At 67.3% G+C, this 22014-nt stretch carries 18 protein-coding genes; 10 read left to right on the forward strand and 8 right to left on the reverse strand.

Going from position 1 to position 22014, the window contains the following annotated elements; translation table 11 throughout:
- Positions 1-9: 9 nt before the first annotated feature.
- Complete coding sequence (locus tag PQI23_RS12200; protein WP_339974908.1) at positions 10-2481, reverse strand: DNA gyrase/topoisomerase IV subunit A; 2472 nt, start codon at positions 2479-2481, stop codon at positions 10-12.
- Positions 2482-2491: 10 nt separating this feature from the next.
- Here PQI23_RS12200 and PQI23_RS12205 point away from each other — a divergent pair, with 10 nt between their 5' ends.
- Complete coding sequence (locus PQI23_RS12205) at positions 2492-3682, forward strand: alkaline phosphatase family protein (protein WP_339974910.1); 1191 nt, start codon at positions 2492-2494, stop codon at positions 3680-3682.
- Positions 3683-3730: 48 nt separating this feature from the next.
- Here the strand turns inward: PQI23_RS12205 and sepH are convergent, their stop codons facing one another.
- Complete coding sequence (sepH, locus tag PQI23_RS12210; protein WP_339974912.1) at positions 3731-4966, reverse strand: septation protein SepH; 1236 nt, start codon at positions 4964-4966, stop codon at positions 3731-3733.
- 213 nt (positions 4967-5179) lie between these two features.
- On the opposite strand from sepH, the gene PQI23_RS12215 reads away from it, so the two are divergent.
- Complete coding sequence (locus PQI23_RS12215) at positions 5180-5470, forward strand: DUF4193 domain-containing protein (RefSeq protein WP_339974914.1); 291 nt, start codon at positions 5180-5182, stop codon at positions 5468-5470.
- Positions 5471-5699: 229 nt separating this feature from the next.
- On the opposite strand, the gene PQI23_RS12220 is transcribed toward PQI23_RS12215, so the two are convergent.
- On the reverse strand, positions 5700-6173 hold the full coding sequence (locus tag PQI23_RS12220) for a DUF3093 domain-containing protein (protein WP_339974916.1): 474 nt from the start codon (positions 6171-6173) through the stop codon (positions 5700-5702).
- Between the two features lie 88 nt (positions 6174-6261).
- Between PQI23_RS12220 and dut the strand changes: the two genes are divergently transcribed.
- The 5 genes from dut (at position 6262) to dxs (ending at position 13143) form a co-directional block, all read left to right on the forward strand.
- On the forward strand, positions 6262-6699 hold the full coding sequence (gene dut, locus PQI23_RS12225; protein ID WP_339974918.1) for a dUTP diphosphatase: 438 nt from the start codon (positions 6262-6264) through the stop codon (positions 6697-6699).
- Between the two features lie 69 nt (positions 6700-6768).
- Positions 6769-7443, forward strand: a complete 675-nt coding sequence (locus PQI23_RS12230; RefSeq protein WP_339974920.1) for a DUF3710 domain-containing protein — start codon at positions 6769-6771, stop codon at positions 7441-7443.
- The gene (locus PQI23_RS12235; protein ID WP_339974922.1) at positions 7440-8282 is read left to right on the forward strand and encodes a DUF3159 domain-containing protein; all 843 of its coding nucleotides are present in this window, start codon (positions 7440-7442) and stop codon (positions 8280-8282) included. Before PQI23_RS12230 ends, PQI23_RS12235 begins: the two co-directional genes overlap by 4 nt.
- Before the next feature lie 63 nt (positions 8283-8345).
- Complete coding sequence (acnA, locus tag PQI23_RS12240) at positions 8346-11033, forward strand: aconitate hydratase AcnA (RefSeq protein WP_339974924.1); 2688 nt, start codon at positions 8346-8348, stop codon at positions 11031-11033.
- A 169-nt stretch (positions 11034-11202) separates the two neighbouring features.
- The gene (gene dxs, locus PQI23_RS12245; protein ID WP_339974926.1) at positions 11203-13143 is read left to right on the forward strand and encodes a 1-deoxy-D-xylulose-5-phosphate synthase; all 1941 of its coding nucleotides are present in this window, start codon (positions 11203-11205) and stop codon (positions 13141-13143) included.
- Between the two features lie 91 nt (positions 13144-13234).
- On the opposite strand, the gene PQI23_RS12250 is transcribed toward dxs, so the two are convergent.
- The 4 genes from PQI23_RS12250 to PQI23_RS12265 all read right to left on the reverse strand — a co-directional run bounded on the left by PQI23_RS12250 (position 13235) and on the right by PQI23_RS12265 (position 18519).
- Positions 13235-15385, reverse strand: coding sequence for a 3-hydroxyacyl-CoA dehydrogenase NAD-binding domain-containing protein (locus PQI23_RS12250; RefSeq protein ID WP_339974928.1), 2151 nt, complete (start codon positions 15383-15385; stop codon positions 13235-13237).
- 3 nt (positions 15386-15388) lie between these two features.
- Entirely contained in the window at positions 15389-16582 is a 1194-nt protein-coding gene (locus PQI23_RS12255) for a thiolase family protein (RefSeq protein ID WP_445238433.1), read from the reverse strand.
- 123 nt (positions 16583-16705) lie between these two features.
- Positions 16706-17896: a ribonuclease D gene (locus tag PQI23_RS12260; RefSeq protein ID WP_339974944.1), complete on the reverse strand. Its 1191-nt coding sequence runs from the start codon at positions 17894-17896 to the stop codon at positions 16706-16708.
- A 5-nt stretch (positions 17897-17901) separates the two neighbouring features.
- Positions 17902-18519 (reverse strand): DUF3000 domain-containing protein, encoded by a 618-nt coding sequence (locus tag PQI23_RS12265; protein ID WP_339974932.1) that lies wholly within the window; start codon positions 18517-18519, stop codon positions 17902-17904.
- 80 nt (positions 18520-18599) lie between these two features.
- Between PQI23_RS12265 and PQI23_RS12270 the strand changes: the two genes are divergently transcribed.
- Genes PQI23_RS12270 through PQI23_RS12280 form a run of 3 tightly spaced genes read left to right on the forward strand, consistent with a single transcriptional unit; the run spans position 18600 to position 21402 of the window.
- On the forward strand, positions 18600-19793 hold the full coding sequence (locus tag PQI23_RS12270) for an alpha/beta hydrolase family protein (RefSeq protein ID WP_339974934.1): 1194 nt from the start codon (positions 18600-18602) through the stop codon (positions 19791-19793).
- 26 nt (positions 19794-19819) lie between these two features.
- Positions 19820-20878, forward strand: a complete 1059-nt coding sequence (zapE, locus tag PQI23_RS12275) for a cell division protein ZapE (protein ID WP_339974936.1) — start codon at positions 19820-19822, stop codon at positions 20876-20878.
- A gap of 5 nt (positions 20879-20883) precedes the next feature.
- Positions 20884-21402, forward strand: coding sequence for a type II toxin-antitoxin system PemK/MazF family toxin (locus PQI23_RS12280; protein WP_339974938.1), 519 nt, complete (start codon positions 20884-20886; stop codon positions 21400-21402).
- 59 nt (positions 21403-21461) lie between these two features.
- Here PQI23_RS12280 and PQI23_RS12285 read toward each other — a convergent pair whose 3' ends face one another.
- Entirely contained in the window at positions 21462-21818 is a 357-nt protein-coding gene (locus PQI23_RS12285) for a VOC family protein (protein ID WP_339974940.1), read from the reverse strand.
- Positions 21819-22014: the final 196 nt, after the last annotated feature.

The raw sequence follows: 22014 nt of genomic DNA on the forward strand, positions 1-22014 counted from the left end.
CGGTGCATCCTACGGAGCGGCTCCCACGTACGCCGCTGAACCGTCGATGGGCTGACCCGACCCGTCCCGCTTGCCGAGCTCGGTCGGAAGCTTTCTCGCCGACCCGTCAGACGCGAGCGCGCGCGGTTCGCCGACGCCGACCCAAGCGCAGGCGATCTGATCCTCCCACTTGAGGAAGCGCTGCGCCCTGACCCCTCCCGTGGCGCGGCCCTTCGCGGGGAACTCGCTCCAGGCGGAGACCTTCGCGGTGGCGACGTCGGTGCCCGGAAGGGTGATGGAGCTGTCGGCGACCGTGACCACGCGAGCATCCGCTCCCGCGGGCACTGCACCGGCGAAGACCACACGTGCGTCCGGTGAGAGGCGCATTCCCGCCATGCCGGCAGCCGGTCGGCCCTGAGGGCGAACCGCGGTCGCGGGGAAGCGCAGCAGCTGCGCGTCACTCGAGACGGCTGCGATCTCGGCGCCATCGGGTGCGGCGAAGGCGGCGACGAGCACATCACCCGACTTCAAGCCGATCACCTCGAACGATGGCTTCGCCGGCAGATCCGTGAGCAGCACTCGCTTCACGACACCCTGCTGGGTGAAGAGCGCGACGGGAATGCCGGTGTCGAGGGGGAGTACCCCCACGACACGCAGCTGCTTGTCGGTAATCCCGATGTACTCCAGCAGCTTCGCGCCCGCTGAGAATGCGATGCTCGCTGCGGGAACGAGCGGGAGATCGACGGGAGTGAACCGATGCAGCGAGCCGTCGGAGAGGATCGCTCCCATCTCCCCGCGCACGGTGCCATCGATCGTGGTCAGCACGGCGCCGTGCTTCGTGGCGCGCGGTGCGGGGCGGGTGCTGACCGGAGCGTCGGGATCCCGGTCGATACGAAGCGCTCGGCCGGTGACCGACAGCAGCACGGTGCACGGGGAGTCGGCGACCTCGAGCGATGCCGCAGCCGCAGCGGAGCGCGTCGGGCGCGCGACCGCACCGGTCAGCACCGTACGACGCGGTGTACCGAAGGCCTCGGCCGCCTCATCCATCTCGTGAGCCACGACCTCGCGCAGGCGATGCTCGTCGCTCAGAATGGCGAGCAGGCGGTCGATCTCGGCGCGCAACTCGTCGCGTTCTGCTTCGAGCTCCACCCGGGAGAACTTCGTCAAACGGCGCAACCGCAGCTCGAGGATGTACTCGGCCTGCGGCTCCGAGAGCTCGAACACCTGCATCAACCGACTCCGCGCCGATTCGGCATCGTCACTGGTGCGGATGAGCTGAATCACTTCATCGATGTCGAGAATCGCGATGAGCATGCCCTCGACGAGGTGCAGACGCTCTCGCCGCTTGGCGAGCCGGTACTCGGAACGACGGGTGACGACGGAGATGCGGTGGTCCAGGAAGACACGAAGCATCTCGCGGAGTCCCAGCGTCTGCGGCTGGCCCTTCACGAGCGCGACCGAGTTGATGCTGAACGAGTCTTCGAGCGGCGTGTATCTGAACAGCTGTTCGAGCACCGCTTCAGGCGAGAAGCCCGTCTTCAAGGTGATGACGAGCCGAAGGCCGTTCTTGCGGTCCGTGAGATCTGCGACGTCCGAGATGCCGGAGAGCTTCTTGGCTTCGACGCCCTGCTTGATCTTCTCGATGACCCGCTCAGGCCCCACGAGATAGGGCAGTTCCGTGACCACGAGGCCGGTTCGCCGCGGGCCGAGCTGCTCGACCGCCACTTTTGCGCGCGTGCGGAAGGCCCCTCGACCCGTGCGATACGCGTCCTTCACCCCGTCGAGGCCCACGATCGTGCCGCCGCCCGGGAGATCGGGCCCGGGAATGTACTCCATGAGCTCATCGACGGTCGCGTCGGGGTTCCGCAGCAGGTGCTTCGCGCCATCGACGACCTCGATGAGATTGTGCGGCGCAAGGTTGGTGGCCATTCCGACCGCGATGCCGCTCGCACCGTTGACGAGCAGATTGGGCACCGCGGAGGGAAGCACCTCGGGCTGCAGCAACTGACTGTCGTAGTTCGGAACGAAGTCGACCACGTTCTCGTCGAGCGACTCGGTCATGGCGAGTGCGGCTCCCGCGAGCCGCGCTTCCGTGTAGCGCGAGGCCGCCGGGCCGTCGTCGAGCGATCCGAAGTTGCCATGGCCATCGACGAGCGGCAGGCGCATGGCGAACCCCTGCGCGAGTCGTACGAGCGCATCGTAGATCGACGAGTCTCCATGGGGATGCAGCTTGCCCATCACCTCGCCGACGACGCGCGCCGACTTGACGTGACCCTTCTCGGGCCGCAGTCCCATGTCCTGCATCATGTAGAGAATGCGCCGTTGCACGGGCTTGAGGCCATCGCGCGCGTCGGGAAGCGCCCGGGAGTAGATGACGGAGTACGCGTACTCGAGGAACGAGCCCTCCATCTCTTGCAGGATGTCGATGTCTTCGATGCGTTCGCCGGCGAGTTCGTGGGACGCGTCCGGTGTACCTGCGGACGTACTGCGGGGGTCGGTCATAATGGATTTCATGCTACCGACGACCGCCGACAACGGCGCGAGGCTTGCCGCGATTCTGCCGAGCGGCATCGCGGCGGTCGCGCGGGGGACCTCGACCGAGCTCCCCGAAGCGCTCCGCTATGCGGATACCGAGCCGCTTCCGGCCCTTCGATCCTTCGTCATGATCGTGGTCGACGGGCTCGGAAGCGCGAACCTCTCGGCACGTGCCGGCCACGCTCCGTCACTCGCGCGACTCCCGCGCAAACGCATCGACACGGTCGCCCCGTCGACGACGGGCGCCGCGCTCACGACGCTGCTCACCGGTCGTCTTCCCGGCGAGCACGGGCTCATCGGGTACCGCATCCGGCATCCCGAACTCGGGCTGGTCACGACACTCCGCGACTGGGACGGCATCGAGGATCGGCGCTCCTGGCAGCGCGCCGCGCCCCTGTTCACGCACGCCACATCGATCGGAGCGCGCGCCGTCGCCATCGGGCGCCCCGCGCATGCCGTCGGCGGGTTGACCGAAGCGATCCTCACCGGCGCCGAGTATCTCGGCGGTCAGCGGATCGACGATCGATTCGCCATCGCATCGCGCGTGGTGCGCGAACCGACCCCCGCGATCGTGTACCTCTACATCGATGAGCTCGACAAGGCGGGCCACGAGCACGGCTGGCAGAGCGAGCAGTGGGTGCGACGGCTCGAGCAGTTCGACGCGGCACTCGACGGCTTCCTCCGCTCGCTGCCGGGCAATGTCGGCGTCGCGATCACCGCTGATCACGGCATGGTCGATGTGGCGCCGCATCAGCAGATCATGCTCGAGGATCGCGCCGAGCTGCTCGAGGACGTCGAACTCATCGGCGGGGAGCCGCGCCTTCGGTCCTTATACCTTCGCGGGGGCGCGAATGCGGTCTCGGTCGCCGAGGCATGGCAGGAGGCTGAGGGGAGCCGGGCGTGGGTCGGCACGCGGGACGCGGCGATCGCCGGCGGGATCTTCGGCGCAGTTCGAGCGGAAGTCGTAGAGCGCCTCGGCGACGTGCTCATCGCTGCGCGCAAGCAGGTCGCCTACTATACGAGCGCGGAGGATTCCCGGGTGCTCGCCATGGTCGGCCAACACGGGTCACTCACCGACGAGGAGCGGGGAGTGCCTCTCGCGCTCGGCGGCACTCTCGCCGGCTCCTCGTTCGCCGCCGCGGTGCAGGCCGCGGCCCGCCGCAACTAGCGTCGCCCGACGGCGAGGTGCGCTGCCTGCGCACGCACTCGGCGCACCTCAGTTGGCGGGATCCTCGTCACTTCGCGTGCCGAACAGGATGTCGTCCCAGCTCGGAATCGAGGCGCGGCCCTTCTTCGGCGTGCGCTCGACCGAATCGGACGCCTCAGGAGCGGGCTCCGAACGCTCGGGAACCGCAGACGGCGCGGGCGCCGGGGTTCCCGTCACGCCCGCGCTGCTCCAGATGCTTCGAGGGGCTGCCGGGCGCTCGGCCGGTGCTTCGGTCGGGAGCGCGGGGCGGGGGCTTTCATGCGGTGAGGCGTCTTCGGCGCTGCGCGATCCTGAGCCAGTGTCGTCGTCGGCGGCGGACAGCGCAGCCAGGTCGAGCTCCTGGGGTTCCAGAGACGCGCTCGCTCCACCCTGGCGCTTGCCCTGGTCGCGTTCGCCGCGCCGCTTGCGCAGGGCATCCAGGAGGTCCGCCGTCTGACTCAGATCGGCAGGCGCATCCGCATCCGAGGAGATCGCTCGCTGGTCGATCTCGCGGCGACGCGCGAACTCGGCATTCGGGTCCGTGAGGGGATGCTGTTCAGCCTCGGCGCTCTCCTCGTCTCGAGTCGCTTCCGGGCTGGCCTGACCCTCGTCGACCGCATTGAGCGGAAGGGCGTCGGTGTCGAACGCTCCGGAGTCGAATCGGCCGGAGCGGTCGGAGGAATCGACCGCGCGGAGCTTCGGAATCAGACGTTCGCCGACGTCGCCCTGCTTCGAGAGATTCACCGCATCGGGATTGATGGGCGAAAGCATGCCCTTCCGATGCTCGAACGTCCAGACGGCACGATGCCCGACGTCATGGGACGTGAACTCGAGGCTGACCATCCAGCCGCGTTCCTCGTCGCGCCACGCCGCCCACTCGCTCGTCTCGGAGCCGAGTGCGGCCAGGCGTTCCGCGATGACCGCGCCGAACCGCTGATCGCTGTCGTCGTGCGCCTCCGTGCGAACGGGCACTGCGTGGGCGCGCTCCAAGATGTATCGGCGCTCAGCGAGCACGGGCTCCTCGTACCGCTCGATATCCGCGTCATCGAGACCCGTCTCCGAGGCGACCTCTGCACGCGACTTGCCCGCGCGGATCAACGCCTGGATCTCTCGCGGGCCCGCCTTCCCGGGTTCGCGCTCGCGCCTCGCGAGGTGTCGGAGCTCGCTGAGCGCAGCCTCGTCCACGACGAAGCGGAACTCGTCGCCGGCGTCGTTCGCGACGATCAGCGACCGGTCATCTCGGCGCACAAAGCGCAGTTCGTCCATCGGCGCAATCCCTTCGTGAGTCGCGACCCAGAGTGTCACACGCTCCGGCAGGGGGCCGTGATTGAAGCGGCGCGTGGCGAAACGGAGAACGTGCGAACTTCGCGCTCAGAGAACTTTCGGAGCAAGGGTTTGCGCACGAAGCGCATCGTGCGGCAGACTATGGCCGCTCGAAGGATAAGGTGCCGGCAGACCGGCCCGGGAACGCAGGAGAGAATGGCCACGGATTACGACGCCCCGCGCAAAACTGAAGAAGACGCCGAGTCGATCGAGGCGTTGAAGGAGCGCGGGCCGGCAAAGGGCGCGTCGGGCCTCGACTCCGACGACGCCGACAACCCGAGTTTCGATCTCGGCGGCAACGATCTCTCCGATGTCGAACTCGACGTCATCGTGCTTCCGCAGCAGGACGACGAGTTCACATGCGTGAGCTGCTTCCTGGTCCGCCACCGCTCGCAGGTCGACCACGAGTCGGATCTCGGGCCGGTGTGCCGTGAATGCTCGAACTGAATCGCGCAGCGATTCAGGCATTCACGGCTGACGCCACCGCGTCAGAATGCTCGAACTGAATCGCGCAGCGATTCAGGCATTCACGGCTGACGCCACCGCGTCAGAATGCTCGAACTGAATCGCGCGCTGTTGTGACCTGACCGAAACGGCCGCCCCCGATTCCCGGGGGCGGCCGTTTCGCGCGTGAACGCGCATGCTTCTGCAGCGCGGGCGCGCAGATCGTGCTCATCTACTCCGTGCGCGCCGCCGCTACCGCTTCGGCCAGCTTCTGCGGGTGCCGGCTCGTCAGGATCCAGTGCGGGGCGGGATCGGCGGGATCGATGTTCGCGATCCTGACACCGCGATGAATCCAGCCCCGCAGCAGCAGATAGTTCCTCGCGTCGGAACCCGGGCCGATCGCGGACCTGAGGGCTTCGGAACCGAGAAGCTCGACCTCGCCGAGCAGCGACACGGGAATCTCCGCTCGGCCCGCACTCAGTCGGCCGTCGGCCACGACGATGGACGGGCTGAGCAGAAGAAACGTCGCTGCGAGAATCGCGTAGACGATGACGCCGGTCGGGATCGCCCACTGGGCATTGATCGGCGTCAGAACGAGTGCGACCGCCGGAATGACCAGCAGCATCGAGATGAAGAGGCTGACGCCCGGAAGGAGCCGCTCCCGGTAGGTCGTGACTGCGGGGGCTGAACTGGCGTTTCGGGTCATACCTGCCATTATCCCGCGGCCTGCTCGGAGGCCTCCGCGCGGCGCTTGTTCTGTGCGCGCGCCCGGGTGAATCCGCTAGCCTGTGCTGGTGACTGATGTGGTTGAGATCCCGATCGTGGCTGACCTCCCTCCGCATTACGCCCATGCGGGCGATGCGGGAGCCGATCTCCGCGCATCGACGCCGGTCGAGCTCGGTCCGGGGGAACGGGCGCTGATCGGCACGGGCGTCTCGATCGCGCTCCCGGACGGCTACGCCGCGTTCGTCGTCCCGCGGAGCGGCTTGGCCGCGAAGCACGGCATCACGGTGGTGAACTCCCCGGGCACCGTCGATGCGGGGTATCGCGGCGAAATCAAGGTGACGCTGTTGAACACGGACCGAACGGAGAGCTTCGCCGTCGCCGAGGGTGATCGGATCGCCCAATTGATCGTGATGCCGGTGACGCGCGCCGTCTTCGTACCGGTCTCGCACCTGCCGGAGAGCGATCGCGGCGCGAGCGGGTTCGGTTCAACCGGCGTGAGCAACTGACCGAGTGCGCCCCGCTGAGGGCAGCCGAACGAGTTCGACCCGCAGGGTCCAGATGAAGGAGTATCGCAGATGAGCGAAGAGACGAAGCCGGAGCAGGGTACGGCCGATGAGATCGAACTGAGCGAAGGATCGCCGAACGTCGTCGACGACGCCAAGTCCGCTCCGGAGGATCGTGCGACTGCGGGCCCGTTCGACGCCGCTGAGGTTCCCTCGATGCGTCCGTACGTCGACCTGGGCGGCATCAAAGTCGCGCCCCGGGAAGGTCTGCAGCTGCGGCTCGAGGTGGACGAGCGGGCGAACCGTGTGATCGCGGTTTCGCTCGAGTACGCCGAGTCCCTGCTGCAGGTGCAGGCGTTCGCAGCGCCGAAGTCGACGGGTCTTTGGGGCCCCGTTCGCGCCGAGCTGACCCAGCAGATGACGTCCCAGGGCGGCACGGTCGCCGAGGAGCAGGGCGTACTCGGGCCCGAGCTCTACGTCGAGACGCCGGCGCCCGGCGATCAGGGAGGCACTCGTGTCGCTCGGTTCATCGCCGTCGACGGGCCCCGCTGGATGCTGCGCGGCGTGATCATGGGGAAGGCGGCTCGGGATCCGGAGGCGCGCGAACGCGTCATCGGACTGTTCCGCGAACTCGTCGTCGTGCGCGGCGACCAGCCGATGCCGCCGAGCGAGCTCCTGCAGTTGAAGGTTCCGGCCGGTGTGCAGGGGCAGCGCCAGACGCCGCCCGCCGGAACCCTTCCGGTGTGAGCGTGAACGACGACGCGGCCGACGGTCGGCGAGGCGAAGCTCCCCAGCACCGCACGCCGCTCACTCCTCCGGCTCCGACACCGGGGCCGGATGCGGACGAGGCGAAGGCGGCGGGGCCGCTCGGCGGCTCGCTCGGTCGTACCGTGCGAGCAGGGATGTCGGGGGAGACGCTCACCGGGCGTGGCGTGCTGGATGCCCTCGGCGGGTGGCGCGGTGTCGCGGAGACGCTCGTGCCCGGACTCCTGTTCCTCATCATCTTCACCTTCACGCGCGATGCGCGCACTTCGGCCATCGCTCCGGCGGCGATCACAGTGGTCGCGGTCATCGTGCGCCTGGTGCGCCGCGAACCGCTCGTCTCGGTGTTCTCGGGCGCTGCGGGAGTTGCAATCGCCGTCGTGGCGACGCTCTTCACCGGCCGCGGAGCCGACTACTACGTGCCCGGCTTCATCACGAACATCCTCTGGTCCGCGGGACTGCTCATCTCCGCGGCCGTCGGCTGGCCACTCATCGGCATCGCGCTGGGCGCGCTGCGCGGCGATCTGACGGGGTGGCGGCGTGATCGAACCCTGAAGCGCGTCGCCATGTGGCTCACCCTCCTCTGGAGCGGCCTCTTCATCGCACGCCTCGCCGTGCAGGTTCCGCTCTACTTCGCAGCTCGGGAACCCGACGGAGTCGCGGCGACGGACGCTCTCGGAATCGCGCGCCTCGTGATGGGGGTTCCGCTGTTCGCGCTCGTGGTCGTCTTCACGTGGATGGTGCTCAGCAGACTTCCCCGATCATCTGATGATTCCGAGGGTGAATCCGTTGCGAACACTGGGCAAAACACCTCACAGGCCTGACATTCGGCGCGGCGTCCTCGGGTGTAGAATTATCTCGACATCGAGAGACATTGGAGGAGCTCAATGGGAGCCGTCAACAGCTTCGAAGCGAAGAGCACCCTCGCCGTCGGCGAGAAGGAATACGGAATCTACCGAATCGATCGGGTTCCCGGACACGAGCGGCTGCCGTACAGCCTGAAGGTACTGCTGGAGAACCTCCTCCGCACCGAGGACGGGGCGAATGTGACCCGCGCGCACATCGAGGCGCTCGGCAACTGGGATCCCTCCGCTCAGCCCGATACCGAGATCCAGTTCTCGCCGGCGCGCGTCATCATGCAGGACTTCACGGGAGTGCCCTGCGTCGTCGACCTCGCCACGATGCGCGAGGCCGTGGTCGAGCTCGGCGGCACGCCCGACAAGATCAACCCGCTCGCTCCCGCTGAGATGGTCATCGACCACTCGGTGATCTCCGATGTATACGGCTCTGCGGATGCAGCGGCGCGCAACGTCGAGATCGAGTACCAGCGCAACGGCGAGCGGTACCAGTTCCTGCGCTGGGGCCAGGGCGCATTCGACGAATTCAAGGTCGTGCCGCCGGGCACCGGCATCGTGCACCAGGTCAACATCGAGTACCTCGCACGCGTCACCTTCACTCGTGAGATCGACGGCGAGATGTTCGCGTACCCCGACACCTGCGTCGGCACCGACTCGCACACCACGATGGAGAACGGTCTCGGTGTGCTCGGCTGGGGCGTCGGCGGCATCGAGGCCGAGGCGGCGATGCTCGGGCAGCCCATCTCGATGCTCATCCCGCGCGTCGTCGGTTTCAAGCTCTCGGGTGAGATCCCCGCCGGCGTGACGGCGACCGACGTCGTGCTCACGATCACGCAGATGCTGCGCAAGCACGGCGTCGTCGGCAAGTTCGTCGAGTTCTACGGTGAGGGCGTCGGCTCGGTCCCGCTCGCGAACCGGGCGACAATCGGCAACATGAGCCCTGAGTTCGGCTCGACAGCGGCGATGTTCCCGGTCGACGATGTCACTCTCGACTACATGCGTCTCACGGGGCGGTCGGACGAGCAGATCGAACTCGTCAAGGCGTACACCCAGGCGCAGGGCATGTGGCACGATCCCTCGCGCGAGCCCGAGTTCAGCGAGTACCTCGAACTCGACCTCGGCACGGTGGTGTCGTCGATCGCCGGGCCCAAGCGGCCGCAGGACCGCATCGAGCTGTCGAACTCGAAGTCGCAGTTCGAGACCGACCTGAAGAACTACGCTCAGGCGTCCAACCCCGCGAAGGTCAAGGACGAGCAGGGCCGCGAGTTCGAGATCGATCACGGAGCCGTCACGCTCGCGTCGATCACCTCGTGCACCAACACCTCGAACCCCTCGGTGATGCTCGCGGCGGGAGTTCTCGCCCGGAACGCAGCCGCACGAGGTCTGCGGGCGAAGCCCTGGGTGAAGACCACTCTGGCCCCGGGCTCGAAGGTCGTCACCGACTACTACGAGAAGTCGGGCCTGAACCGTGATCTCGAGAAGCTCGGCTTCTACACCGTCGGCTACGGTTGCGTAACCTGCATCGGCAACTCGGGTCCTCTCAACCAGGAGATCTCGGACGCCGTGAATGATCACGATCTCGCTGTGACGGCGGTGCTCTCGGGCAACCGCAACTTCGAGGGTCGCATCAACCCCGATATCAAGATGAACTACCTCGCGAGCCCGCCGCTCGTCATCGCCTACTCGCTCGCCGGCACGATGGACTTCGACTTCGACACCGACGCACTCGGTCAGGACGAGTCGGGCAACGACGTGTACCTGCGCGACATCTGGCCCGATCCGGTCGAGGTGCAGAAGATCGCCGACGCGTCGATCGATTCGGGCATGTTCACCCAGAAGTACGCGACGGTGTTCGACGGCGATGAGCACTGGACCTCGCTGCCGACTCCGGACGGCGACACGTTCGCCTGGGACGACAAGTCGACGTACGTGCGCAAGGCGCCCTACTTCGACGGCATGCAGCTCGAGCCCACTCCGGTCACCGACATCTCGGGCGCGCGCGTGCTCGCGAAGCTCGGCGACTCGGTCACCACCGACCACATCAGCCCTGCGGGCAGCTTCCGCGCCGAGACGCCGGCGGGCCAGTACCTCGTCGAGAACGGCATCTCGCCGAAGGACTTCAATACGTACGGATCGCGTCGCGGCAACCACGAGGTGATGATTCGCGGCACGTTCGCGAACATCCGACTCCGCAACCAGCTGCTCGCGAACGAGAACAACGGAGCCGGCGTGGAGGGCGGATTCACCCGCGACTTCACGCAGGAGGGCGCCCCGAAGTCCTACATCTACGATGCCTCGCAGAACTACCAGGCAGCGGGCATTCCGCTCGTCGTGCTGGGCGGCAAGGAGTACGGATCGGGATCCTCGCGCGACTGGGCGGCGAAGGGCACGAGCCTGCTGGGCGTGAAGGCGGTCATCACCGAGAGCTTCGAGCGCATCCACCGCTCGAACCTCATCGGCATGGGCGTACTGCCGCTGCAGTTCCCCGAGGGCGAGAATGCTGAGAGCCTGGGGCTGGACGGCACGGAGACCTTCGACATCTCGGGCATCACGGCGCTCAACGACGGCGTGACCCCGCGCACGGTGTCGGTGACGGCGACCCGCAGCGACGGCTCCACGGTCGAGTTCGACGCGGTCGTGCGCATCGACACCCCGGGTGAGGCGGACTACTACCGCAACGGCGGCATTCTGCAGTACGTGCTGCGTTCGCTCGTGTAATTCTGAGGTGTATTGCTGGGTCTGAGCGCGCAAAGCGCTTGGACCCAGCATTATGTTCGGCACCGAATCTCGCGGCAGACGCACCTTCCGTCGGGAGGTCGGATCGGCGCCGCCCACTAGACTGTGGGGATGCTCGTACCCTCCCGGTCGGGCGGAACGGAGGTCGCGGATGGGGATCCTGGATCGAATCCGAGAACCACGTGATCTCGATTCGCTCACGATCGAACAGTGCGAGCAGCTTGCGGCCGAGATCCGCGAGTTCTTGATCGCGGCCGTGTCCCGCACCGGCGGGCACCTCGGCCCGAACCTCGGTGTGGTGGAGCTGACGATCGCCCTGCACCGGGTGTTCCAGTCACCGCGGGATCCGATCGTGTTCGACACCGGCCACCAGAGCTACGTGCACAAGCTCCTCACCGGTCGTCGTGACTTCTCCGCACTGCGCAGTCGGGGCGGACTCGCCGGGTACCCGCAACGCTCGGAATCGGAGCACGACATCGTCGAGAGCTCTCACGCCTCGAGCTCCCTGAGCTGGGCGGACGGCATCTCGCGAGCGTTCGCCCGACGGGCTCAGAGCGACCCGTCCCAGCAGCACCGGCACGTCGTCGCCGTCGTCGGTGACGGCGCTCTCACGGGCGGCATGACGTGGGAGGCGCTCAACAACATCACCGACGACAACGATCGCAACCTCGTCTTGGTCGTCAATGATAACGGCCGATCGTACGCTCCTACGATCGGCGGAATGGCCCGCTTCTTGAACTCGGTGCGTTCGAAGGACGCCTACCGGGATCTGCAGGAGGGCAGCGAGAAGCTGTTCTCTCGCCTCGGCACGCCCGGCCGCACGGTCTATCGCGCGGCACGCGGCGCCATGCGCGGTCTGGCGAGTCGAGCGTCGGATAATCAGGATCTCTACTCGAACCTCGACATCAAGTATCTCGGGCCCGTCGACGGTCACGATCTCCTCGCCGTCGAGGAGGTCCTGCGGCAAGCGAAGGGGTACGGGCGCCCGACGCTGGTGCACGTCATCACCGAGAAGGGCCGCGGCTACGCTCCGGCCGAGAACGATATTGCCGATCAGTTCCACGCGATCGGGCAGATCGACCCGGGGAGCGGCGAACCCGTCGAGACCGTCGATGGGCGGAGCTGGACATCGGTGTTCCGGGACCGGATCGTGGAATTGGCCGACGCGGACGAACGCATCATCGGCATCACGGCCGCGATGCTCGTACCGACCGGTCTCGACGCCCTCGCGGCTCGGCACCCCGGCCGGGTCATCGACGTGGGGATCGCCGAGCAGCATGCGGTGACCAGCGCTGCGGGCCTCGCATACGGCGGACTCCACCCCATCGTCGCCGTGTACGCGACGTTCATGAACCGGGCGTTCGATCAGCTGCTCATGGATGTCGCGCTGCATCGCGCGGGTGTCACCTTCGTGCTCGATCGAGCCGGGATCACCGGGCCGGACGGCGCGAGTCATAATGGCGTGTGGGATCTCGCGACACTGCAGGTGGTCCCCGGAATCCGTATCTCCGCGCCGAGGGACGCTCAGACTCTATCGGAGGCCCTCGCCGAAGCAGTCGCGATCGACGACGGACCCACGGTGCTGCGCTACCCGAAGGGCGCAGTCGGCGATGACGTTCCGGCGTTGCGACGTCTCGACGATGGAGTCGACGTGCTCCGGGAATCAGAGGACGACGGACAGGGACAGCGCGATGTGCTCTTCGTCGCAGTGGGACCGATGGCCGTGGTCGCACTCGAAGCCGCGCGGCAGCTCGAGTCCGAGGGCATCTCCTCGACCGTGATGGACCCGCGCTGGGTCGTGCCCGTCGCGGCTTCCGTGGTGCGTGCGTCAGAGCAGCATCGCCTGGTGATCACCATCGAAGACGGCATACGCGTCGGGGGAGTCGGGACGCGGATCCGCCAGGCCCTCAGAGACGCCGGCGTCGACACCGCGGTCAGCGAGCTCGGCACTCCCGATGCGTTTCCGGATCACGCTTCGCGGGCGCAGCTGCTTGCCGACGCCGGGCTCACCCCTGATCGAATCGCCGCCACGGTCGGTGAGCAGGTGCGCGGCACGCGCGTGCCGATCGCTCGGCCGCAGGGGACTGCGTAAGTCGGCCGTTCCGCGAACGGGCGAGCCAGTCCGCTTCCGATCCTGAGCAGATCATGGGGCGAGCCGCAGCGCCTCGGCCCGCCCCACGCCTTCACACCGCCGCTCGCGCTTGCGCGCCCGCAATACGAGGCTCATGGAACGCCCCGCCGAAGGCCCGCTCGCTCGCGCCGGATCGATCGAGGTAAGGGGTCGCCCCACCGGCCTGGAACGGCCAGCCCGCTCCGAGGATCAGGCAGAGATCGATGTCCTCGGCCGCGGCGACGACCTGCTCATCGAGCATGATCTTGATCTCCCGAGCGAGCTCGTCTTCGACGCGCTGAAGGATCTCCTCTTCGCTCACGGAGGTCTTGCCGAGCGTCACGGCCTTCTTCCCGGCCTTCGAGAGGTCTTCGACCTTGCCGTGCTTCGACTTCACGAGGGGTTCGTCGACGTCGGCGAGCCGGTGCAGATTCTCCGAGGCGTAGAAGCGGTCGGGGAACGCAGCGACCATCGTGTCCTGCACGTGCGCTGCGACCTTCCAGCCCACGAGATCGATGAGCTCGAACGGCCCCATCGGCAGCCCGATCGGGGCGAACGCGCGCTCGACCACCGGCAACGGGGTGCCCGCGTCCAGTGCGCGCGCGGCTTCGCCCATCACCTTCGCCAGCAGGCGGTTCACCACGAAACCCGGTCGGTCGGCGGTGATGACGGCGCTCTTGCCGAGCTTCTTGGCGATCACCATGGCGGTTGCCAAGGTGTCGTCATCGGTGGCCGGCGTACGCACGACCTCGATGAGCGGCATCACCGCGACGGGGTTGAAGAAGTGGAAGCCGACGAGTCGCTCGGGGTGCTCCAGCCGTTCGCCGATCTCCTCCACCGAGAGCGATGAGGTGTTCGTGGCGAGCACGGCGGTCTCCGAGACGATGGATTCGATCTCCGAGAACACCTGCTGCTTCACGCCGAGCTCTTCGAATACCGCTTCGATGACCCAATCGCAGTCGGCGTACTGGGATTTGTCAGTGGTGCCGCGCACCAAAGCCTTGATCTGATTCGCGTCGTCGACGGAGAGGCGGCCCTTGTCGAGCATCTTGTCGATCTCACCGCGGATGTACTCGAGACCCTTATCGACGCGCGACTGATCGAGGTCGGTGATGAGCACGGGTACCCGGAGCTTCCGAGCGAACAGCAACGCGAACTGGCTCGCCATCAACCCGGCACCGATGACCCCGACCTTGCGGACGGGCTTCGCGAGTTCCTTGTCGGGCGCCCCGGCCGGTCGCTTCGCGCGCTTCTGCACGAGATCGAATGCGTACACGGATGCCGCGAACTGGTCGCCCGAGATCAGCTGCGCGAGCGCCTCATCCTCCCGTTCGAAGCCGCGTGCGAGGTCGTTGTCCTTGGCCGCGCTGAGGAGATCGAGCGCGACGTACGGTGCCCGTGCCGTGGTGCCGATGCGAGCCTTGAGGGTGTCTCGCGCGATCTTGATCGCGGCCGGCCACTTGGTGAGCCGTTCGAGCTTGCCCGGGACGTGCTTGCGCTCCACCTTCTCGGCGCCCGTGACGACTGCGTCGGCCCAGGTGATCGAGCGTTCGAGGAAGCTCGCAGCTCCGAACATGGCATCGAACAGACCCATCTCGAACGCCTGCTTCGGCTTCAGCATCCGGTTGTTCTTGAGCGGGTTGGAGACGATGATCTCGAGAGCCTGTTCGATGCCGATCAGGTTGGGAACGATGGTCGCGCCGCCCCATCCGGGAATGATGCCGAGGAACACCTCCGGGAAGGCGAGTGCTGCCGTCGAAGCGTCGAGTGTGCGGTAATCGCAGTGCAGCGCGATCTCCATCGCGCCGCCGAGAGCGAGACCGTTCACGAACGCGAACGACGGAACGCCCAGCTCGCCGAACTTTCCGAGCACGAAGTGCCCGAACTGCGCCATGAGACGCGCGTTCTGCTCCGTCGCGAGCGTCGAGACCTTCGAGAGGTCGGCGCCCGCGGCGAAGATGAAGGGCTTGCCCGTGACGGCAACGGCTGCGATCTCACCGGCGGATGCGCGTCGACGGAGGTCGTCGAGCACATTGCCGAGCTCCTGCAGCGTCCTCGGGCCCAGCGTATTCGGGCGGGTGTGATCGCGTCCGTTGTCGAGCGTGATGAGGGCGAGCGTGCCCCCGGAGGGGAGCGCCACATCCTGCACGAGCGATCGGGTGACGACCTCGTCCTCGGATGCCGCGATCAGGGGCGAGAAGTCGATGCTGCGGTAGTCGGTCATGGCTTACTTGCCCTTCTTTCCGTCGAAATGCGGGTTCTCCCAGATGGCGGTGCCTCCCTGGCCGAGGCCCACGCACATGGCCGTGACGCCGTAGCGCACGTCGGGTCGCTGGGCGAACTGTCGGGCGAGCTGGGTCATGAGCCTGACACCCGATGCTGCGAGCGGATGCCCGAATGCGATGGCGCCGCCCCACGGGTTGACGCGCGGATCGTCATCGGCGATCCCGAAGTGATCCGTGAACGAGAGCACCTGCACCGCGAACGCCTCGTTCAACTCGAAGAGTCCGATGTCGTCGATGGTGAGCCCGGCTCGTTTGAGCGCCTTCTCGGTCGACGGAACCGGCCCGAGACCCATGACCTCGGGTTCGACACCGGCGAATGCGAAGCCGACGAGACGCATCTTCGCGGTGAGTCCGAGCTCTTTCGCGGTATCCGCGCCCGCGAGCAGAGAGATCGTCGCGCCATCGGTGAGGGGTGACGCGTTGCCTGCAGTGACCCGACCGTGCGGCCGGAACGGGGTCTTCAGGGTGGCGAGGCCCTCCATGGTGGTCTCGGGGCGGCGCCCCTGATCCTCCGTCGCGAGCCCCCACCCGGTGTCGGAGCGCGTCGCGACCGGGATGAGATCGGCCTGGATGTCTCCGCGGTCGTACGCCGCCTGCACCTTCTGCTGGCTCAGCACGCCGAATCGGTCGGAGCGCTCCTTCGTGAGCTCGGGGAAGCGGTCGTGCAGACGTTCAGCCGTGATGCCCATGTTCAGCGCATCGGGGCTCACCAGCTTCTCCGCGACGAACCGGGGGTTCGGATCGGCATCCAGTCCGATGGGGTGGCGCCCCATGTGCTCGACCCCGCCCGCGATCGCGATATCGTACTGGCCCGAACCGATAGCCGCTCCCATGAACGATGCGACGGTGAGTGCGCCCGCGCACATGCGGTCCAGTGCGAAGCCGGGCACGGTCACGGGAATGCCCGCGAGCATCGAGACCGTGCGACCGAGTGTCAGCCCCTGGTCGCCCTGCTGGGTCGTCGCGGCGATGCCGACGTCGTCGATCCGATCGAGCGGCAGCTCGGGGTTGCGCTCGAGGAGCCCCTGCAGCGCCTTGACTGCCAGGTCGTCGGCCCGGGTTCCCGCGTATATGCCCTTATCGCCGGCCCGACCGAACGGGGTGCGGACACCGTCCACGAACACGACTTCTCTCATTGCGGCCACTTCGCCTCCATCAGCATTGGTGATCTGCGTCGTTCCCATACTAAAGAGACGGAGTCTCACGCGGAACCGGACCCGCTGTCGTCACCGACGCGCGGTGCTGCAGCAGGGGTCGACTTATGGAAGATCTACAAAGGAGGCAGTGATGATTGGTGCGGTGAGCGCAACCTGCCACTCCCGGGCACCGAGCTCGCGCAGACGAAGCGCGATGCTCTCCGTCGACCGCTCGGCAGGCGGACGCCAGACGAGGCGACGCAGCGTGTCCGGGGTCAGAAGATTTTCCACCGGGATGTTGCGCGCGTCGGCCTCAGCCTCGATCCGCGGACGTACGGCCTCCAGGCGCGCCGCAGCCTCGGGGTCCCGCTGAGACCAGAATCGGTGATGAGGAATCGAATCGGGATCACGCGGCTTCTGCCCGGGGAGATCCTCGGTGGTCTTTCCGCGGAGGATCGCCGCCCACCAGCGGTCGAGCTCCGTGCGGCTCGCACGCCCTTTGAAGTCTCGCAGGCGCGCCAGGTCGCCCTTCGACCTCGGGTTCGCGCTTGCAGCCGCGACGATCGAGGAATCGGGAATCAGCCGGCTGGGGGCCACGTCTCGTTCTCGAGCGAGAGCGTCGCGGGCCTCCCAAAGCTCCCGGGTGAGCGCCAAGGCTCGCGGAGTCTTGAGCGCGTGACCTCCCGAAACCCTGCGCCACGGTTCCTCGGGCCTGGGTTTCTGCGGCCTCGTGCGCACTGCCTCGAACTCCTGAAGAGCGAACTCGGTCTTCTCCTGCCGATCGAGCCGCTCAGCTATCACGGCTCGCAGCTTGGGAAGAAGAACGACATCCAGCGCGGCGTACTCCAGCCAGTCGGCGGGGAGCGGGCGCTGCGACCAGTCGGCGGCGGAGTGGGCCTTCTCGAGCGCGATGTCGAGCAGGAGTTCGACGATGGCACCGAGTCCCACGCGTTCGAATCCGAGCAACCGCGCTGCGAGTTCGGTGTCGAAGATGCGCGTCGGTACCAGGCCGAGTGATGCGAGGCACGGCAGATCCTGCGACGCCGCATGGAAGATCCACTCGATCTCGCCGATCGCGCGCTGCAGCGGGGCGAAATCCGAAATGCCGATCGGGTCGATCAGATACGTTCCGGCATCGGCTCGGTGCACCTGCACCAAGTACGCCTCCCCGCCGTAGCGGAACCCGGAAGCGCGTTCCGCGTCGACGCCGACCGGGCCCGACCCAGCGGCGAGTGCTGCAGCTGCCGCTGCCAGACCCTCCGCGTCGACGACCATCGTCCATTCGATGTCGAGCTCCGACTGGGAGACCGTCATGCTGTTCATGCCCCTTCCGCGGCCTGGCGGGATCGCCGTGCCGCGATGGAGTCTATTCCCTCGGCGTGCGGCAGACCCGCCAGCAGGCAGAGCAACTCCGACCACGCCTCGGCGTGCACGCCGAACTCGGACCCCGTCGGCGTCCACGACGCGCGCAATTCGATCTGCGCGGAATCTCCGCGAGCTTCGAGCGCGCCGAAACTGCTCGACAGCGTCTTCGTCGCGGTGCCCGAGAGGTACACGTACCCCGCGCCGCGCGAGTCGAGCGCGTCGACCAGCCACGACCAGGCCACGTCGGAGATGAACGGGTCGACCCCGATCTCGAGCTCGAGCGGCGCCTGTGCGAAGCACACGATGCGGAATGGACCGCCCCACTCGTCGACGGCGGAGGAATCGTGCATGAGTACTATGCGCCCCGCTCCGTACGGGGATTCCAGCGCGTCAGCCGCCGCGTCGACGCCACGAGCACCCCGCGAAACCCCCGCCGCCAACGCGATGGACTGCGGCGCGATTCGTTCCGGTGCGGGGATCTCCTGCGAGACGAGCTCCTCGCGAAGCCGCGCACCGCGGAGCTGCTGCGCCGCCGTGTCGAAGTCGACAGGAGTCCCCTTGATGCGTGCCATCACAGTGGCGACACTAGAGTTTGCTGTGAACAACGTGCCGGTGCCACGCCGTGATGCGATGAACAGGGGGAGGGCCTGCGATGCAGGGAGCACGATGGGCGCGAGCGCTCGGAATCGGAGCGGCGAGTCTGATCGGCGGCGGGGTGGTCGCCGGGAGTGTCGGAGCGCTGCTCGGCGGCGTCGCGCTCGCTCGGCGCGCTGTGACGCCGGCGGTCGTGCCGGAATCGCCCGTGACCGTCGTCGCAATCGTCGATGAGGTTCAGGGCGGGGCGACGCTCGTGCGCCTGAGAGGAGCGGGTGCGGACCTTCCGGGAAGGTACTCGTTCATCTTCGACGGAGGAACGGGCCATGCGCGGCTCGGCGCGGTCGTCGAAACATCGGGCGATGAGACGGTGCGCGAACTCGTCTCCGTCGAGCGCGGCGAACTTCGACCCGAGACTCGCGGGCGCCTCACCGGGTGGTGGTACACCGATCCGGAGCAGCTGGGGTACCGCGTCGAACGGACGACGTATCGCACCGAGCTCGGCGATGCCGACGCGTGGATCGTCTTTCCGCGCATCGCGCGCAAACGCAGGTGGGCCGTGCACGTGCACGGACGCGGGGCGCTTCCCGAGGAGACGCTGCGAGGGGTGAGTTCACTCGCGCGCTGCGGGGTGACGAGTCTCGTCATCTCGTACCGGAACGACCCGGGGGCGCCCCGCGGGTTGCGGGGGAGGTACGGCGTCGGATTCTCCGAGAGCCGCGACGTGGACGCGGCGATCGCAGAAGCACAACGGCGCGGCGCCGAGCGCGTGACACTCTTCGGATGGTCCATGGGAGGCACCGCGTGTCTCGTCGCAGCGACCCGGGGCGAGCATCGCGATCTCATCGACGGACTCATCCTCGATTCCCCCGCCGTCGACTGGAATGCGCTGCTCCGCTACCACGCAGCAGCCCAGTCGGCACCGGGAATGATCGCCGGACTCGGCGTGGAGATGCTGGCGCGCGGGGTCGTCGCAGGCGGAGAGGACGCGGGGCTTCCCATCGCATCCCTGCATCCCGAGACGTTCGCTCCCGCTCTCAGAGTTCCGGTGCTCATCCACGCCAGCCCGGACGACACGTTCGTGCCGTCCGCCGGCGCGGAGGGCCTGGCCGAGCTCAGGCCCGACATGGTGCAAATCCGGATGCAGCCCGGCGCAGAGCACGTGAAGCTCTGGAATGTCGACCAGGCCGGCTGGGAAGCGGTCACCCGCGCCTTCGCGCGAGCGCTACCGCGGCCGCCCTGGCGCGGGTGAACGCGGGCGGCGATAGACTAGCGGCGATGGTCTCAGACGCACAGCACAGCACAGCCAGCCTCGTCGATCGGCGACCTACGATCAGCGGGAGCGAGCTCGTAGCGACGCTGGTTCCTCCGCCCCAGTTCGACCACGCCTCGTTCGACTCGTATCGGCCCGACCCCGACTACCCGTCGCAGGAGGAAGCGCGCGCACTGCTGCGAGCGTTCTCGGCTCCGGCTCCCTCCGTCTCGAGGGGCGGGCTCTTCGGGCTGGGACGCAAGAAGGCGGAGCCCGTCGCGAACGCGCCCTCGAAGCCGGGCATCTATCTCGACGGCGGGTTCGGCGTCGGCAAGACGCACCTGCTCGCCGCGACCTGGCACGCGACGTCGGGGCGCAAGTACTTCGGCACCTTCATCGAGTACACGGCCCTCGTGGGTGCGCTGGGGTACAACGGAGCCGTGGACGTGCTGAAGGGCGCGCGTCTGATCTGCATCGATGAGTTCGAACTCGACGATCCGGGCGACACCATGCTGATGACGCGACTCATCGGGGACTTGACGTCAACGGGAACGAAGTTCGTCGCCACCTCGAACACTCCGCCGAATGCGCTCGGCGAGGGGCGATTCGCGGCCGCCGACTTCATGCGTGAGATTCAGGCGATGTCGGATCGCTTCACGACCATTCGCATCGATGGGGTCGACTACCGCCAGCGCGACCTCGAAGGGGATGCGGTTCCGCTCTCCGACGAAGAGTACCGATTCGCGCTCGCGGATGTCGCCGCTGCGCACGAGCGCATGACCGACGACGACTTCTCCGCGCTGATCGAGCACCTCTCGACGGTGCATCCGTCGAGCTACAGCGGTCTGCTGACGGGGGTGCAGTGCATCGGCCTTCGCGACGTCCAGGTGCTCACGGATCAATCCTCGGCGCTGCGCTTCGTCGCGTTCATCGACCGGGTGTACGACGCGCAGATCCCGATTCGAGCAACGGGCGTGCCGATCACCACCATCTTCGGCGGCGGCATGCTCGACGGCGGGTACCGTAAGAAGTATCTGCGCTGCATGTCTCGCCTGAACGCGCTCTCCGCGAGCGAGATCGTGTAGCGCCGATGGGACGACGGACGATCTCCGGTGCGGTTGCGGGGCTGCTGCGCTCGTTCGTGTCATCCCTGGCAAGGCGCGTGGATCGCGGGACGGGTGCCGAGCGCGTAGCGGACCGGGTTTCTCCCGCGACGCGCGATCTTTCCCGCTCAGAGATTCGGGCGCTCAGGCCGAGCTACGAGCCGGATCCGGACGGCAGCCCCGATCCCGGAGAGATCGTCTGGGCGTGGGTGCCGTATGCGGAGCACGACGGCCGGGGGAAGGATCGCCCGGTGCTGATCATCGCACGTATCGACTCGAGCACCACCGCCGGCTGCTACCTCAGCACGAAGCAGCATCGCGGCTTCGTGTCGGTGGGGAGCGGGGGATGGGATGGTCAGGGCCGTGAGAGTTTCCTCGCGACAGAGCGGGTGCTGAGGTTGCCCGAGAGAAGTATGCGCCGTGAAGGGCATGTGCTCGAGCGCGGCAGATTCCTCGACGCCGTAGGCGCCGTCATGCGGGCGCACGGCATTCGCGGACGCGAGTAACCGAGGTGGGGGCGCTCCGCGCTCGGCATTGACCCCCGGGCGCGTCTTGCGATCCTGCGCTACACGACCGTGCAGAACGGGTGACCGACCGGATCGAGGTAGACCCGGAAGGTGTCGCGCGACTCGAGATGACGCGCGCCGAGCGCGAGTACCCGATCGTGCACGCCGGCGAGGTCGTCGACCTGGATATCGAGATGCGCCTGTTGGTCCCCGTCATCGCTCGGCCAAGTGGGCGCGACGTATCCGGGCGACTGCTGAAAAGCGAGGCGCGCACCGAGACCGTCGATCTCGAGGTTGACCCAGTCCTCACCGTCGGGGCGGACGTCGCCGCCGAGGAGTCCGCGGTAGAACTCCGCGAGCTCCTTCGGGTCGGGGCAATCGAGGACGTAGCTGTGCAGGGTTCCGATGTGTGCCATTGCGGGCTCCGATCTCGACGTTGATGTTCGGGTGGCCTCCAGTGTCTCCCGCATCGAGAAGCCTCGCAATCATCGCGATTCTCGCGAGGTCACTGGTGAAACGGGAAAGACCCGGCCGTGGCCGGGTCTCTCTGTGCGCGATACTGGGATCGAACCAGCGCGGGAATCTCGGGCGAACGCATCGCGTTCGCGATTC

This window comes from Leucobacter sp. USCH14, from assembly GCF_037619215.1.
In the GTDB taxonomy this organism is placed as follows: Bacteria; Actinomycetota; Actinomycetes; order Actinomycetales; family Microbacteriaceae; genus Leucobacter.